At 67.6% G+C, this 14,136-nt stretch carries 16 protein-coding genes; 15 read left to right on the forward strand and 1 reads right to left on the reverse strand.

The features are described from left to right. The first annotated feature begins 1 nt into the window (after nt 1). From nrfD to JQX13_RS03700, 15 genes are all read left to right on the forward strand, one after another. On the forward strand, nt 2–1,450 hold the full coding sequence (nrfD, locus tag JQX13_RS03630) for an NrfD/PsrC family molybdoenzyme membrane anchor subunit (RefSeq protein WP_203407688.1): 1,449 nt from the start codon (nt 2–4) through the stop codon (nt 1,448–1,450). Nucleotides 1,451–1,453: 3 nt separating this feature from the next. Next, nucleotides 1,454–2,005: a DUF3341 domain-containing protein gene (locus JQX13_RS03635; protein WP_203407689.1), complete on the forward strand. Its 552-nt coding sequence runs from the start codon at nt 1,454–1,456 to the stop codon at nt 2,003–2,005. After that, nucleotides 2,002–2,562: a c-type cytochrome gene (locus JQX13_RS03640; RefSeq protein WP_203407690.1), complete on the forward strand. Its 561-nt coding sequence runs from the start codon at nt 2,002–2,004 to the stop codon at nt 2,560–2,562. The genes JQX13_RS03635 and JQX13_RS03640 overlap by 4 nt, the downstream gene beginning before the upstream one ends. Next, nucleotides 2,559–3,770: a hypothetical protein gene (locus tag JQX13_RS03645; RefSeq protein WP_203407691.1), complete on the forward strand. Its 1,212-nt coding sequence runs from the start codon at nt 2,559–2,561 to the stop codon at nt 3,768–3,770. The genes JQX13_RS03640 and JQX13_RS03645 overlap by 4 nt, the downstream gene beginning before the upstream one ends. Further along, a complete protein-coding gene (locus JQX13_RS03650; RefSeq protein WP_203407692.1) occupies nt 3,767–4,249 on the forward strand; it encodes a hypothetical protein in 483 nt (160 codons plus the stop codon). The genes JQX13_RS03645 and JQX13_RS03650 overlap by 4 nt, the downstream gene beginning before the upstream one ends. Before the next feature lie 22 nt (nt 4,250–4,271). After that, the gene (locus JQX13_RS03655; RefSeq protein WP_203407693.1) at nt 4,272–5,141 is read left to right on the forward strand and encodes an SCO family protein; all 870 of its coding nucleotides are present in this window, start codon (nt 4,272–4,274) and stop codon (nt 5,139–5,141) included. Then, entirely contained in the window at nt 5,138–6,187 is a 1,050-nt protein-coding gene (gene coxB, locus JQX13_RS03660; RefSeq protein WP_203407694.1) for a cytochrome c oxidase subunit II, read from the forward strand. Before JQX13_RS03655 ends, coxB begins: the two co-directional genes overlap by 4 nt. Beyond that, nucleotides 6,171–7,844 (forward strand): cbb3-type cytochrome c oxidase subunit I, encoded by a 1,674-nt coding sequence (locus JQX13_RS03665; protein ID WP_203407695.1) that lies wholly within the window; start codon nt 6,171–6,173, stop codon nt 7,842–7,844. The genes coxB and JQX13_RS03665 overlap by 17 nt, the downstream gene beginning before the upstream one ends. After that, nucleotides 7,834–8,502 carry a cytochrome c oxidase subunit 3 family protein gene (locus JQX13_RS03670; protein ID WP_203407696.1) on the forward strand — a complete coding sequence of 223 codons (669 nt, stop codon included), beginning with the start codon at nt 7,834–7,836 and terminating at the stop codon, nt 8,500–8,502. Before JQX13_RS03665 ends, JQX13_RS03670 begins: the two co-directional genes overlap by 11 nt. A 15-nt stretch (nt 8,503–8,517) precedes the next feature. Next, nucleotides 8,518–8,940, forward strand: a complete 423-nt coding sequence (locus JQX13_RS03675) for a cytochrome C oxidase subunit IV family protein (RefSeq protein WP_203407697.1) — start codon at nt 8,518–8,520, stop codon at nt 8,938–8,940. A 109-nt stretch (nt 8,941–9,049) separates the two neighbouring features. Then, nucleotides 9,050–9,736 (forward strand): hypothetical protein, encoded by a 687-nt coding sequence (locus JQX13_RS03680; protein WP_203407698.1) that lies wholly within the window; start codon nt 9,050–9,052, stop codon nt 9,734–9,736. Nucleotides 9,737–9,739: 3 nt separating this feature from the next. After that, entirely contained in the window at nt 9,740–10,693 is a 954-nt protein-coding gene (locus JQX13_RS03685) for a GNAT family N-acetyltransferase (RefSeq protein ID WP_203407699.1), read from the forward strand. Between the two features lie 20 nt (nt 10,694–10,713). Continuing rightward, complete coding sequence (locus JQX13_RS03690) at nt 10,714–11,850, forward strand: hypothetical protein (RefSeq protein ID WP_203407700.1); 1,137 nt, start codon at nt 10,714–10,716, stop codon at nt 11,848–11,850. 8 nt (nt 11,851–11,858) lie between these two features. Continuing rightward, nucleotides 11,859–12,149 carry a YkgJ family cysteine cluster protein gene (locus JQX13_RS03695; protein ID WP_203407701.1) on the forward strand — a complete coding sequence of 97 codons (291 nt, stop codon included), beginning with the start codon at nt 11,859–11,861 and terminating at the stop codon, nt 12,147–12,149. 13 nt (nt 12,150–12,162) lie between these two features. Further along, complete coding sequence (locus JQX13_RS03700; RefSeq protein WP_203407702.1) at nt 12,163–13,149, forward strand: hydrolase; 987 nt, start codon at nt 12,163–12,165, stop codon at nt 13,147–13,149. A 430-nt stretch (nt 13,150–13,579) separates the two neighbouring features. Here the strand turns inward: JQX13_RS03700 and JQX13_RS03705 are convergent, their stop codons facing one another. Then, nucleotides 13,580–13,987, reverse strand: a complete 408-nt coding sequence (locus tag JQX13_RS03705) for a DNA-binding response regulator (protein WP_203407703.1) — start codon at nt 13,985–13,987, stop codon at nt 13,580–13,582. Nucleotides 13,988–14,136 lie beyond the last annotated feature (149 nt).

Below are 14,136 nucleotides of genomic sequence, written 5' to 3' on the forward strand. Positions count from 1 at the left end.
CATGGCCGAGACCGCTGCTCATATCGCCGCCGCTTCGCTCGACCCGCTCGAGCCGCGGCCCCTCGTCGCGCCGCACCACGACGACAAGACGCTCAACGAGACCCTGCTCGACCACGTGTGGGCCAAGCCCGGCAAGGGCTGGTTCATGCTGTTCGGCCTGGCGCTGTCCGCGCTCGGTCTGCTCGTCCTGGGTGTGACCATCACCCTGGCGCGCGGCATCGGCATGTGGGGTAACAACCAGCCCAACGGCTGGGCGTTCGACATCATCAACTTCGTCTGGTGGGTCGGTATCGGTCACGCCGGTACGCTCATCTCCGCCATCCTCCTGCTCTTCCAGCAGAAGTGGCGCACGAGCATCAACCGCTTCGCCGAGGCCATGACGCTCTTCGCCGTGTGCTGCGCGGGTCTCTTCCCGCTCCTGCACACGGGCCGTCCCTGGTTCGCCTTCTGGCTCTTCCCCTACCCCTCCACCCTGGGCGCCTGGCCGCAGTTCCGCTCGCCGCTGGTGTGGGACGTGTTCGCCATCTCGACGTACCTCACCGTGTCCGCCCTCTTCTGGTACGTGGGTCTCATCCCGGACCTGGCGGCCCTGCGTGACTCGTCCAAGGGCAAGCTGCAGCGCACCATCTACGGCCTCTTCGCGCTCGGCTGGCGCGGCTCCGGCCGTCACTGGCACAACTACAAGATCGGCTACCTGCTGCTGGCGGGTATCTCCACCCCGCTCGTGGTCAGCGTGCACACGATCGTTTCCTTCGACTTCGCCACCTCGCTCATCCCCGGCTGGCACGCCACCATCTTCCCGCCCTACTTCGTGGCCGGCGCCGTGTTCAGCGGCTTCGCGATGGTGATCACCCTCATCGTGCCCGCCCGCAAGTACCTCAAGCTCCGGGACGTCATCACCGACCGCCACCTGGAGAACATGAACAAGGTGATTCTGGCGACCGGCCTCATCGTCTCCTACGGCTACCTGATGGAGCACTTCATCGCCTGGTACTCCGGCAGCGAGTACGAAATCTGGACCTTCTACGTGAACCGCGCGCGGGGCCCATACGCCGGGGTGTACTGGCTGATGATCGCCTGCAACGTCATCACGCCGAACATCTTTTGGTTCAAGAAGTGCCGGACCAGCATCCCCATCATGTGGGTGGCGTCCATCCTGGTGAACATCGGCATGTGGTGCGAGCGCTTCATCATCATCGTGACGTCGCTGACGCAGGACTTCCTGCCGTCCTCGTGGGACCTGTACAGCCCGACCTGGGTGGACTGGGCCATCTACGTGGGCACGCTGGGCCTGTTCAGCACGCTGTTCCTGCTGTTCCTCAAGTTCGTCCCCGCGGTCGCGGTGAGCGAGGTGAAGGAGCTCCAGCTGGAGCTCAAGCACGCCGCCCACCACGCCGCCCATGGCGCGGAGACTGGCGCCGCCGGGACCCTCACCCACGGAGCGCACTGATCCATGTCCGCCGAGACCAAGGTTCTGGATAGCTGGGTGCTCGCCGAGTTCGCCACTCCCGACGCCCTGGTGGATGCCACCCGGCAGATGCGGGAGAAGGGCTACGAAGGCATGGACACCTATTCGCCCTACCCGCTGCATGGCGGGTCCGAGGCGCTGGGCCTGCCGCCCTCCCGCGTGCCCTTCATCGCCCTGGGTGGCGCGCTGACGGGTATCGTCACGGCGCTCGCCTTCCAGACGTACATGAACACCTTCGACTACCCCATCAACGTGGGTGGTCGTCCGACGCTGAGTCTGCCGGCCTGGGTGCCCATCACCTTCGAGCTCGCGGTGCTGCTGACGGCGTTCGGCATCTTCTTCGGTCTGCTGGGGCTCAGCCGTCTGCCCCAGCCGTACCACCCGGTCTTCGAGAGCGAGGAGTTCCGCAGCGCGTCCACGCACGGCTACTGGCTGAGCGTGCCGAAGGCCCTCACCGCCAAGGCGGATGACATCATGGACCAGCTCAAGGCACTGGGCGCGACCCACGTGACCGTTGTCTCGGGAGAGAAGGAATGAGGTGGCTCATCCCCACGGCCGGGCTCGCCCTGGCCGGTTGCAACGTCCCGTCCGAGTTCCTCCAGCGCATGGAGGCACAGGCCAAGTACGAGTACTACGAGACGAGCGAGTTCTGGGCGGATGGCAAGGCCATGCGCACCCCACCCGAGGGCACCATCCCGCGCGAGCGCCCGGTGGGCAACCCCGGCCTCACCACGGGCCGGGTCAACGGCACGCTCGTGTCCACCATCCCGCTCGAGCTCAACCGCGAGGTGCTCGAGCAGGGACAGAAGCACTACAACATCGTCTGCTCGCAGTGCCACGGCCAGCTCGGTGACGGCAACAGCGTGGTGGCGGAGAACATGGCCCTGCGCCTGCCTCCGTCGCTGCTGCAGATCGCCAACAAGCCGGACGGGCACTTCTTCGTCGCCATGACCGAGGGCTACGGCGTGATGCCGTCCTTCGCTGGCGAGCTCAACATCCAGGAGCGGTGGGCCGTCGTGGCCTACGTCCGTGCGCTGCAGCGCGCCCGCAACACGCAGGCGGGCGGCCAGCCTCTTCCGCAGGAGAACCGATGATTGCCGTGGACCGTTTCAACGGCGGCTCCAAGGCGATGACGCTGGCTGGGGCCATCGGCGTCATCGGCCTGGTGCTGACCATCGTGGGCTTCGTCACCGCACCCCAGGCGACGATGTTCAGCTACCTGCTCGCCTTCTGCTACTGGCTGGGCATCTCGGTGGCCTCCATCATCATGGTGGCCATCTTCCACACGGCCAAGGCCAAGTGGATCACCATCCTGCGCCGCAGCATGGAGACCATGGGCGCCAGCGTGGTGGTGTTCGTCATCCTGCTGCTGCCCATCCTCTTCGGGGCCGGGTACATCTTCCCCTGGGTGGATCCGGCGGCCTGGCAGTTCCCCGGCACCGACGGCATGAAGTTCAGCGAGGTGGAGCTGCACCACCTGCACCACAAGCACCCGTACCTGAACCTGACCTTCTTCTACATCCGTCAGGCCATCTACTTCGGGGTGTGGATCTTCGTGGCGTGGCGGCTGCGCGCCTGGAGCACCGAGCAGGACAACACCGGCGCGCTGGAGCTCACCGTCAAGCAGCGGCGCTTCTCCCCCGGTTCGCTCCCGTTCCTTGCGCTGACCATTACTTTTGCTGGTTTCGACTGGCTGATGACCCTCACGCCGCTCTGGCAGTCCACCATCTTCGGCGTCTATTACTTCGCCGGCAGCTTCCTGGCGGCGTTCTGCGTGCTGACGATCGCCACGGTGAACGCGCAGGGCAAGGATGGGTACGGCACCTTGGTGACGACGGCGCACTACCACAACCTGGGTAAGCTCATGCTGGCCTTCACGGCCTTCTGGGCCTACATCGCCTTCTCCCAGTTCCTCCTCATCTGGATCGCCAACATCCCGGAGGAGGCCGGCTGGTTCAAGCTGCGCATCGAGGGCGGCTGGCAGCCGCTGTCCATCTCGCTCTTCGTCATGGGCTTCGTGGTGCCCTTCTTCACCCTGCTGTCGCGCAACCTGAAGCTCAAGCCGCGGCTGCTCGCGGTGGTGGCCGTGTACCTGCTGGTGATGCACGCGGTGGACATGTACTGGCTCATCTGGCCGGCGTTCTCGCCGCAGGGCCCGTCGTTCCACTGGACGCTCATCACCGCCTTCGCGGGGGTGGGTGGACTGGCCGTGGCCGGAGCGATCTGGCAGGCCCGGGGCCGCTACTCGCTGCCCGTGAAGGATCCCTACATCTCTGAGTCGCTGAGGTACGTGCAGCCATGAAGAAGACCGAGTCGGAGCTCGAGTCGCGCGTCATCCGTGGCGCGCACGGCGTGGCCGCCGAGGAGGACCACATCCTCACCGGGAAGGTCGTCCAGGTGGGTGTGGGCGCCATCGTCATCTTCATCATCGGTGGAATCTGGGCCTGGCGGCTCCAGGTGGCGACGATGCGTGCGTTCGCCCCCGAGGGTGCCGCCGAGATTCCGGCCCTCATCACGCCGGACAAGGACTACAAGACCGCCTACGAGATCGGCATCGTGAACCAGCGGTTGTTCCAGCTGGACACGCACGCCGAGGAGAAGATCCGAGCCCAGCAGCAGGCCCTGCAGAACGGCTGGGCGGAGGATCCTGGAGTGGTGGCCCGTCCCACCATCAACCAGGCGATGGAGCAGGTCGTCGCCGAGCAGGCGGCCGCGAGGCAGCAGGCTCCGGCCCCCACCCCCACCCCCGCACCGCAGCAACCGGCGCCCCCGAGCCCGTAGTTCGCGGTAGAAGAGAAGCACGATGTACACCCCCTCCTCTTCCATCCATCTGCGCGCCGGGATGGCGGCGCTGCTCCTGGCGCTCGGCGCCGGGATGCCGGCGTACGCCCTCCCGGGCGGTGGCAAGGTCCCCAAGAGCATCATCGACGCCCAATCCGATACCCCGCCGCAGATGCGCGGGGTGGACGTCGAGGAGCACCTTGGGGAGCTGGCTCCGCTGGAGGCTCGGTTCACCGATGCCTTCGGCAAGTCCGTGCGCCTGCGCGACGTGCTGCCACGGACCCGGCCGGTGCTGCTGACGCTCGTGTATTACAACTGCCCCCTGCTCTGTAACCTCGTCATCAACGAGCAGATCCGCACCATGCGTGAGCTGGGGCTGGAGCTCGGCAAGGACTACGAGGCGGTGACGGTGAGCATCGACCCGAAGGACACCCCGGCGCAGAGCCTCGAGCGGCGGCGGCGGCACCTTCAGTCCATGGGCCAGCCGGAGACGGCCCCCTGGCACTTCCTCACCGGCACCGAGGAGAACATCCGCCAGCTGGCGGACGCGGTGGGCTTCAAGTACGCCTATGACGCGGATACGAAGCAGTACGTACATCCGGCGGTGGTGCATGTGCTCACCCCCGAAGGCGCCATTTCGCGCTATCTGTACGGTACGTCCTTCCGTCCTCAGGACATGAAGCTGGCCCTGCTGGAAGCGGCCGGTGGCCGCGTGGGCACCAGCATCGATCGCATCGTCCTCACCTGCTTCAAGTATGACACCGCCACCCGGCGGTACGGCTTCTACATCTTTGGATTCCTCCGGATAGGCTCGCTCATGGTCTTCGGCGCGCTCGCGACCATGCTCGCCTACTACTGGAGGCGTGAGCTGAAGAAAGGCGCAGCAGCATGAACGAGTTGCTGAACAACATCCTGTTCCTTCCGGAACAGGCGTCGACCTTCGCGGAGCGGGTGGACAACCTGCACTACTTCGTCGTCGGCGTGACGATGCTGATGTCGTTCGCCGTGGGCACGGCGGCGGTCTTCTTCTTCTTCCGCTATCGTCGGCGCAAGCCCAACCAGACGACCGAGTACGTGGTCCCGTCCGTGAAGACGGAGTTCCTCTTCGTCTCACTGCCGCTGCTCTTCTTCCTCACCTGGTTCGTCATCGGCTTCCGGGACTTCGTCTTCTTTGCCACGCCGCCCAAGGACGCGATGGACGTCTACGTCATGGGCAAGCAGTGGATGTGGAAGTTCTCCTATCCGGAGGGCCCCAACGGGGTGAACGTGCTGCACGTGCCGGCCAACCGCCCGGTGCGTCTGCTCATCACCTCGCGTGACGTCATCCACTCCTTCTTCGTGCCGGCCTTCCGCGTCAAGATGGACGCGGTGCCGGGCCGCTACACGCAGGCCTGGTTCGAGGCCACCAAGCCCGGCACGTATCAGATCCTCTGCACCGAGTACTGCGGCCTCTCCCACTCGAAGATGTGGGGTGAGGTGGTGGTGCTCTCGCCCGAGGCCTGGGACGAGTGGGTGAAGGAGCAGCGCAGGGGCAGCCTGCAGAACCGTCAGGACGCCCTGGCGGACCTGACCCTGGCGCCGCACCCCGCCCGCATGGCGGAGCAGGGCCAGAGGGTGGCCGCCGAGGTGGGCTGCTTCAAGTGCCACACCGTGAATGGTGAGCCGCACATCGGGCCCACCTTCCTGGGCCTCTACGGCCGTACGGAGACGTTGGACAATGGCCAGAGCGTGCGCGTGGACGAGGCGTGGATCACCCAGTCCATGATGGATCCAGGCGCTCACCTGGTGTCAGGCTTCCCCAACGTCATGCCCACCTTCCAGGGCAAGCTGACGGGGCCCCAGACGGCGGCCATCGTCGAGTACATCAAGACCCTGCGCACTCCGGACATCCGCACCGGCGATTCCTCTCAAGGACCTGTCTATGAGCCCATCCAGTAGCATCGCAGCCGAGCCGGGCGCCGTGCCCGCGCCGGATGAGCATCACGAGCACCACCCGAGCTACCTCACCGATGGCACCACGGTTAAGTCGTGGCTGCTGACGCTGGATCACAAGCGCATCGGCGTGATGTACCTCATCTGGGTCCTGCTCTTCTTCCTCATTGGCGGCATCTACGCGCTGATCGTCCGCCTGGAGCTGCTGACTCCGGGGCCGACCATCATCGACGCGATGACGTACAACCGCGCCTTCACCATGCACGGCGTGGTGATGATCTTCCTGTTCATGATCCCGGCCATCCCGGGCGCCTTCGGCAACTTCATGCTGCCGCTGATGCTGGGTGCCAAGGACGTGGCCTTCCCCAAGCTGAACCTGACCTCGCTCTACCTGCTGCTGGGCGGCGCGGCCATCGCCATCTGGGGGATGATCAACGGCGGAATGGACACGGGCTGGACGTTCTACACCCCGTACAGCACGCACACGACGACGACGGTGGCGCCCATCCTCTTCGGCGCGTTCATCATCGGCTTCAGCTCCATCGCCACGGGTCTGAACTTCATCGTCACCACGCACACCATGCGGGCGCCGGGCATCACCTGGTTCAAGCTGCCGCTGTTCGTGTGGGCCATGTACGCCACGGCGTGCATCCAGGTGCTGGCCACGCCGGTGCTGGGCCTGGTGCTGCTGCTGGTGGTGGGTGAGCACCTGTTCCACTTCGGCATCTTCGACCCGGCCCTTGGCGGGGACCCGGTGCTCTTCCAGCACCTGTTCTGGTTCTACTCGCACCCGGCCGTGTACATCATGGTGCTGCCGGCCTTCGGCGTGATGAGCGAGGTCGTGGCCGCCTTCAGCCGCAAGAACATCTTCGGCTACCGCGCGGTGGCGTTCTCGTCCCTGGGCATCGCCTTCGTGGGCTTCTTCGCCTGGGGCCACCACATGTTCGTGTCCGGCCAGTCCACGTTCAACGCGGGCGTGTTCGCGGTGCTGACGATGCTGGTGGGCGTGTTCACCGCCATCAAGGTGTTCAACTGGGTGGGCACCGTCTACAAGGGCGCGGTCGACTTCAAGACGCCGTTCGCCTACTTCTGCGGCTTCCTGTACTTCACCGTGTTCGGTGGCATGACGGGTGTGGCGTTCGCCACGGCGTCGCTGGACGTGCCCTGGCACGACACCTACTTCGTGGTGGCGCACTTCCACTTCATCATGGTGGGCGCGACCATCATGGCCTTCATGGCCGCCCTCCACTACTGGTTCCCGAAGATGTTCGGGAAGATGTACCACGAGGGGTGGGGCCTGGTGTCCGCGGCGCTCATCATCCTGGGCTTCAACGCGACGTTCATCCCGCAGTTCCTCCTGGGCAACGCGGGCATGCCGCGCCGTTACTATGAGTACCCGGAGCGCTACCAGACGCTGAACGTGGCCTCGACCGCGGGCGCGTCGCTGCTGGCCTTCGGCTTCCTCATCAGCGCCATCTACCTGACGTACGCGCTGGTGTACGGCCGCCGCGCCGCCTCCAACCCGTGGCGCAGCCGCGGCTACGAGTGGCTGACGGAGTCTCCGCCTCCGACCCACAACTTCGTGGGTCCGCAGCCTACCTACTCCGAGGAGCCCCACTTCTACGTGGATCCCAAGAAGGCCGAGGTGCCCGATGCAGTCTAGCTCCGCCGTCGCCGGTACGGCCGGCGCTCCCCCGGTGCCGCAGGTGGCGGCGCACTTCGCTTCGCTCGAGGTGCAGAACCACGCGGCCCGGCTCGGAATGTGGCTGTTCCTGGCCACTGAAATCCTGCTCTTCGCGGGTCTGTTCGTCTGCTACGCGTGCTACCGCTTCCTCTTCCCGGATGCGTTCGCCGCGGCCAGCCGCGAGCTGAACCTGCTCATGGGCACCATCAACACCCTGGTGCTCATCACCTCGTCGTTCACCGCCGCCATGGCGGTGCACTACGCCAAGGAGGCGCAGAACAAGAAGGTGGTGGCGATGTTCGTGCTCACCATCCTCATGGCGCTCGGCTTCCTCGTCATCAAGTACTTCGAGTACGCCCACAAGTTCCACGAGGGGCAGCTGCCCGGAGCGTACTACCGCTTCGAGGGCATCCAGCTGCCGGGCGTGTCGATGTACTTCACCATCTACTTCCTCTCGACGGGCCTGCACGCCTTCCACGTCATCATTGGTATGGCCGTGCTGGCGTGGGTGACCACCAAGGCGATGAGGAACGAGTTCAGCTATCGCAACTACACCGCCGTCGAGCTGGGCAGCATGTACTGGCACCTCGTCGACCTGGTGTGGATCTTCCTCTTCCCCATGCTGTACCTCATCTAAGGGAGCCTCTCGCACATGTCCGCGATGGCCAATGAGTCGCTGAAGGAAGATCACGAGATGCGTGGGGAGCACCACTCCGGACCGGGCAAGTACGTCCTGATCTGGTTCGCACTGCTGGTGCTCACCGTCGTCACGGTGCTCACCGGTCGCATGCACCTGCCGGACTGGGGTCTGGCGCTCGCCCTGGTGATCGCCAGCGTGAAGGGTGGACTGGTGGCGCTGTATTTCATGCACCTCGCCGAGCACAAGGGCGCCAACCGCCTGGTGTTCGCCACCTCCATGCTGTTCGTGGTGCTGCTGCTGCTCTTCACCCTGTTCGATTTCGGCACGCGATTCCGTCCTGCCCTGCCCTCCAATGCCACGCCGCCGACCTGGCCCGTGGAGGTCGGTCAGGGGCGTTACGGCGGAATGCTGAAGTCGCCCGACACCACACCGTAGTTGGCGCGTCTCCCAGAGATGTCGCCTACGCGGCGCTGCGGGTCACTCCCCGGCGCCGCGTTTCATTTGCGGGCACGGGCGGCCCGGGTGACGTCGTAGGCTCGGCGCCATGACCGCCGCCCGCCTCGTACCTCCGGGTCTCGCGCTGCTGTTGCTGCTGCTGTCCGCCCCGGCCTCGGCCCAGCGGGTCACCGTCCCCGTGGACGTGGGCGTGGGTCCCGCCGCCTTCTTCTTCTTCGGCCCCGTGTTCCGGGATCAGCCCCTCCACACCGGGCTCGAGCTGTCCACGCAGGTGGTGCTCGACCGCGAGTGGCTGCGGCGCAACCAGCGCCTCATCCCCCGGAAGTACCGCGCCCAGGCGAACCGCCTCGACGAGTTCCGCTTCACCCCGGGCATCGTGTCCCTGCTCGTCCCGGACTCGCTCATCATCTCCCCCAAGGTGCGCGACACCGGCATCTACGGCGCCACCTGGCGGCCACTCGGCATCGGGCTGCCCCTGAGCTCCAGCCCGACGCGCCTCTCGCTCGGGGCCGGATTGGTGCTCACCTACGCGTACCTGTACTCGGACACGCTGCCCACCACCCACTTCCTGCGGCCCGGCCTCAGCCTCGACGCGGACCTCGAGCTCGGGCTCAGCCGCACCTTCCTCGTCAGCCTCGGGTGGAGCTCGACCTTCTACATCCCCCAGCGGCTCGGCACCTTCACCGGCGTCACCCCGCTCGACGACGCCATCTTCCACGTCGGGCAGGCGTACCTGCAGCTCCACTTCCGCTTCCCGTACACCACCAGGCTGTGACGCATGCACCTCGTTGAAGCCACCGACGAACAGAAGGCCCAGCGCGACGCGCTCACGTACTCGGAGTGGGGCAAGCGCCTCACCCTCGAGGGCTATCTCTCCCGGGAGCAACGCCTGCGCGCCCACCCCTGGGCCCACTCGGACATGCGCACCTGGCTGCTGTGCGACGCGGACGGTGGCGTGCTCGCCTCCTGTGAGACGTTCCGCACCCCCAGCTTCCTGCGCGCGACCACGGGCGCCCTCGCCCCGGGCGACAGCTTCGCCATCGCCAGCGTCTTCACCGAGGAGCGCCTGCGCGGCCGTGGGTACGCCACCCGGCTGATGGAGCTGCTCGCCGCCGAGCTCGAACGCCAACCCCGTGCCCACGCCGCGCTCCTCTTCTCCGACGTGGGCCCCCGTCTCTACGCGCGCACGGGCTACCAGGAGCTGCCCGCCTGGGACTGGCACCTGTCCCCCACTCCCGGCGAGCCCGGCGAGCACGTGCACCTGCTCCCGCCCGGGGACGACATCAGCCGGGCCCTCGACCGCCTGCGCCGCCCCGACAGCCCCTTCTTCTTCTGGCCCACGCCGGCCCAGATCGACTGGCACCTCGAGCGCGGGCGCATCTATGTCGAGCACCTCGACTGCGCCCTCCCCGCCACCCTTGGCGCCACCGCGGGAGCGTCCACCATCCTCTGGGGACTCGTGGGCCGCGATGCCGAGCTGACGGTGCTGATGCTCGACGCCCGCTCCCAGGACGAGGCCCACGAGCTGCTCGGCGCGGCCCGGCGCGAGGCACACCGCTCGGGCCTCTCCCGCGTGGTGCTCTGGGAGGAGCCCACCCATGCCCCGTTCCTTCCCAACGTGGAGGGCGCGACCCGCGTGGCCCGTGACGGCTCCCTCCCCATGGTGCGCCCCCTCCGCCCGGACCTGCCCCTCGCTCCCCTGCTCCCCGTCCCACGTGGGCTCTGGGTTTGAGGACCCGCTAGGATGCGCTCATGGCCAAGCGCACCCGCATCATCGAGGGCACCTGGAACTGCACCTCCTGTGACGCCCGGGACATCCTCGCGAGGCACCGCAACTGCCCCCACTGCAACAACCCGCGCGAGGAGACGGGCCAGGAGTCCGAGTTCGACTTCGGGGGCATCGACGCCACCACCGGCAGGTCCCTGCGCGAAGGTGTCACGGATGAGAAGGCGCTCTCCGCCGCCGCCGCGGGGGTGGACTGGTTCTGCGACTACTGCGGCGCCTCCAATCGCGGAGACGCGCCCCTCTGCCGCCACTGCCGCGCCCAGCGCTCCGATACCTCGCGCGCCCTCACCGAGGAAGTCGAGCCCTCCCACGCACCGCCGCCTCCGCCGGCCTCCCGGGGCGCCGGCCGCACATGGCTCTTCGTGGGCCTCGGTCTCCTCGCGTGCTTCGGCACCTGCATGTACTGGGGCGCGCGCGATCACGGCGTCACCGGCCAGGTCACCGCCACCGCGTGGACACGCACCGTGCACCGGGAGAGCTTCCAGCGGGTGCGGCGCGAGGGCTGGCGCGACGAGCTGCGCTCCACCCCACCCCGCATGCCCGTGAACGGCCAGGGCGAGGTGGCCGGCGTGGAGAACATCCGCGACTGCATCACCCGCCAGCGAGGCACCCGTCAGGTGGCCGACGGCACCGAGCGCGTGTGCGAGACGAAGACGCGCCGGGTGCAATGCGGCACCGAGGAGAAGTGCACACGCAAGAAGACGGGCAACGGCTACATGAAGGAGGAGTGCGACGACGTCCCCAAGTACTGCAAGGAGTCCTACGAGGACTGCCGCGACCGCACGCGCTACCGCACCGTGCCCGTCTACGATCTGAGCTGCACCTACGACACCTACGCCTGGACGGAGGTGGAGCGCCGTGAGGAGTCCGGCCGGGACAGCGCCCCCCGCTGGCCCGAGCTCCGCACGGGCCCCGTCGACCGGTTGCGCCGCGAGGAGAAGTACGTCGTCCACATCAGCTACTCGGACGATGGCGAGAAGCAGCACCAGCTCGAGCCCAGGAGCGAGGCCGAGTTCCTGTCCTGGAAGAAGGGCCAGTCCGTCCCCCTCCAGGTCAACAACTTCGGTTCCGTGAACGTCCTCGCCGGCGACGTCACGCGTTAGAAGCCCCCATGGAATGCACCCGCTGCGGCGCCTGCTGCGTGGCGCCGGACATCGCCGCTCTCGACAAGCCCCTCGGCTTGCGCTGCCCCCACCTCACCGCCGACAACCTCTGCTCCGTGTACGACCGGCGCCCGCGGGTCTGCCGCGACTACCAGGCCGACGCCGTCTGCCGCCTCATCGAGGCCCCCACGCTCGAGGAGCGCGTGCGCAAGTACCTCGACCTCTTCGGACTGTCGGACGAGGCCGAGTCCGTCCGCCAGAGCGGCTGTTCCTCCATGCGCAAGGCCCGCCCCGGGTGATATCCCCCCGCCCGTGCCATTCCAGCCCACCGAGCCCTTCGCCCCCGCGCGCGGCCTCGCCTCACCCCACGCGCAGACCATCTACGCCTCGCTCGTGCGCCCCACGCACGCGCCGACCCTGAAGCGCGAGCGCTGGGAGTTGCCCGACGGGGACTTCGTCGATCTCGACTCCTTCGACGGCTCCCCGGGCGCCCCCCATGTGGTGACCCTGCATGGACTGGAGGGCTCCTCGCGCGCGGGCTACGTCACCGCCATCCTCCGCGGCGCCGCCGAGCAGGGCTGGGGCGCCACCGCCATCAACTTCCGCTCCTGTAGCGGCGAGCCCAACCGGCTCGCCCGCTCCTACCACTCGGGAGACATCGCCGATGCGCTCTCCGTGATGACGCACCTGCGCGAGCGCCTCACCGGCCCGCTCCACGCGGTGGGCTTCTCGCTCGGAGCCAACGTGCTGCTGCGACTGATGGAGGAGACGGGAGACCGCTCGCCCGTGGACGTCGCCGCCGCCGTGAGCGCCCCCTATGACCTGGGCGCCTGCGCGGACGCGCTCGACGGGCCCGGCCCCTTCCAGCGCCTCTACCGCGAGCGCTTCCTGCGCACCCTCAAGCACAAGGCGCGCGAGAAACTCCGCCGCTTCCCCGGTGCCTTCGACGGCTCCGCCATGGAGCGAGCGCGCACCATCCGCGGCTTCGATGACGCCGTCACCGCCCCGCTCCACGGCTTCCGCGACGCCGCCCACTACTACGCGGAGTCCTCCTCGGGTCCACGCCTCCACGCCATCCGCCGCCCCACCCTGATGCTGAGCGCCAAGGACGACCCGATGATTCCCGACTCCACCCACCCTCGGGACGTGTCCGCCAACCCCCACCTGCACCTCGTCGTCACCGAGCGGGGGGGCCACGTCGGCTTCGTCGCGGGCAGCGCCTTCTCCCCGTCCTTCTGGGGCGAGGCCCAGGTGCTGGCCTTCTTCTCCGCCCGCAATGCGAATGCCCGGCCGGTGTGACCCGGCCGGGCTCCACACAGGGCGCCCCATCGCCCTTCCCCTTCCCCCACCTCCCTCGCGACGGGTGGCCCATCCGTCCCCAACCCCATCACCGCCACCCCGTCGCGAGGCCCCCTCGGTACTGCCCTCCCCACCCCCTCCAACCCCGTCCAGCAGCACCGCCCCGTCCTGCGCACGGATGCATCAGCACATGCCGTGCCGAAGCCCCGGCACGCACCGGCTCCTCGTGATTCCAAGGAGTTGAGGAACCTCTCCGACCTTGGGGCGGAGCAATGCAGACCGAGGCCGGAAAAAACTCCCGGCGCGCTCGCGGAACATGGAAAAGCGCATCGGGTAGGTGGGAAAAAGCTTTCCTACTCGCGCGACAACCCCGCCCCTGCCTGGTCTCGACCCGCCGGGTGGACGGGCAAGCAGACGGGCCCGGTGAGGCTCAGGCCTCGCCCGTCGGAGGACGCAGCACTCGCAACAGGTGCTGGGCGAGCAGGTCTCGCGTGGCTCGCTGCAGCTCGCTGAGGAGCAGATGGAGACCCTCGGCCGAGCCGTCACGCACGTCGCGCACACGCTCCTCGTTGCCATCGAAGACGCGCAGCCGCCCGGGCACCAGGGTGATGAGCGGCTGGCGCGGGTGACGCCGCTTCAGCAGCCCCAGCATCAACGGGTGGTCCTCGTCCGGCCGGCGCGCGTCCACCACCACCAGGGCGGGCTCCTCCTCGGCGATGGAGTCGAGTGCCTCGTCCGCGTCCGCCATGGCGACGACGGACAGGTCCGGCTCCGACAGGAGGCGCGAGAGCAGCTCTCGGGAGGGACGATGCGGACTGAGGATGACGATGCGTCGCATAGAGGATGAAGAAGGGTAGGCGTTTCGAGACTCGAAGAGGAGGGGAAGTCCTGGCGGGGAGCCCGCTCGGGCCGCTGACCTGGCGAGCCAGCGCTCGAACCCTCCCCGGGTCCACGAACACCACGGCCAGAGGGGAGATACCCGAATGT

The organism is Archangium violaceum, assembly GCF_016859125.1.
GTDB lineage: Bacteria > Myxococcota > Myxococcia > Myxococcales > Myxococcaceae > Archangium > Archangium violaceum_A.

Coding starts and splice junctions, on each gene's coding strand:
- nrfD (WP_203407688.1), top strand. CDS start 2: ATGGCCGAGACCGCTGCTCATATCGCCGCCGCTTCGCTCGACCCGCTC.
- JQX13_RS03635 (WP_203407689.1), top strand. CDS start 1,454: ATGTCCGCCGAGACCAAGGTTCTGGATAGCTGGGTGCTCGCCGAGTTC.
- JQX13_RS03640 (WP_203407690.1), top strand. CDS start 2,002: ATGAGGTGGCTCATCCCCACGGCCGGGCTCGCCCTGGCCGGTTGCAAC.
- JQX13_RS03645 (WP_203407691.1), top strand. CDS start 2,559: ATGATTGCCGTGGACCGTTTCAACGGCGGCTCCAAGGCGATGACGCTG.
- JQX13_RS03650 (WP_203407692.1), top strand. CDS start 3,767: ATGAAGAAGACCGAGTCGGAGCTCGAGTCGCGCGTCATCCGTGGCGCG.
- JQX13_RS03655 (WP_203407693.1), top strand. CDS start 4,272: ATGTACACCCCCTCCTCTTCCATCCATCTGCGCGCCGGGATGGCGGCG.
- coxB (WP_203407694.1), top strand. CDS start 5,138: ATGAACGAGTTGCTGAACAACATCCTGTTCCTTCCGGAACAGGCGTCG.
- JQX13_RS03665 (WP_203407695.1), top strand. CDS start 6,171: ATGAGCCCATCCAGTAGCATCGCAGCCGAGCCGGGCGCCGTGCCCGCG.
- JQX13_RS03670 (WP_203407696.1), top strand. CDS start 7,834: ATGCAGTCTAGCTCCGCCGTCGCCGGTACGGCCGGCGCTCCCCCGGTG.
- JQX13_RS03675 (WP_203407697.1), top strand. CDS start 8,518: ATGTCCGCGATGGCCAATGAGTCGCTGAAGGAAGATCACGAGATGCGT.
- JQX13_RS03680 (WP_203407698.1), top strand. CDS start 9,050: ATGACCGCCGCCCGCCTCGTACCTCCGGGTCTCGCGCTGCTGTTGCTG.
- JQX13_RS03685 (WP_203407699.1), top strand. CDS start 9,740: ATGCACCTCGTTGAAGCCACCGACGAACAGAAGGCCCAGCGCGACGCG.
- JQX13_RS03690 (WP_203407700.1), top strand. CDS start 10,714: ATGGCCAAGCGCACCCGCATCATCGAGGGCACCTGGAACTGCACCTCC.
- JQX13_RS03695 (WP_203407701.1), top strand. CDS start 11,859: ATGGAATGCACCCGCTGCGGCGCCTGCTGCGTGGCGCCGGACATCGCC.
- JQX13_RS03705 (WP_203407703.1), bottom strand. CDS start 13,987: ATGCGACGCATCGTCATCCTCAGTCCGCATCGTCCCTCCCGAGAGCTG.